This window comes from Dellaglioa sp. CoH-57-MRSF-18 (assembly GCF_056781995.1).
In genome coordinates, this window is record NZ_JBXAXX010000141.1 from 1 (window position 1) to 351 (window position 351).

Genomic DNA, 351 nt, shown 5'->3' on the forward strand with positions numbered 1-351 from the left:
GGCGGTGTTGAGTATCGAAGCGGCAGCAGGCACGGGCCCGGAGTATGTACGTGCCGTGTTTGGGGTTGAGCCCGAAGTGATTCATCGGGGTTGACTGGTCGCTCGAAGTAGGTATAATGGGAATCACTAAATTATTGGAGGTTCACATGTTCGAAAAAGTCACCAAGCATTTCAAAGTCGCGGCACTGCGCCGCCGTATCCGGAAGCTCCGAATCGATGAGGCAGCGCAGATCGCGGTGGTGAACGCACAAGTCGATGTTATCAACAAAGCGAAGAGCGCCCCTTGGTATTTCGTGGAAGACATGATCGAGGGCAATCGCCGGTTGGCTGTTATTCAGGCTGCACTGAAGG

General features: G+C 54.1%; 1 protein-coding gene. It reads left to right on the forward strand.

From position 1 onward, the window contains the following. Positions 1-146: 146 nt before the first annotated feature. A partial coding sequence (locus AC1RPG_RS08470; RefSeq protein WP_481762546.1) for a hypothetical protein occupies positions 147-351 on the forward strand: 205 nt, incomplete at its 3' end.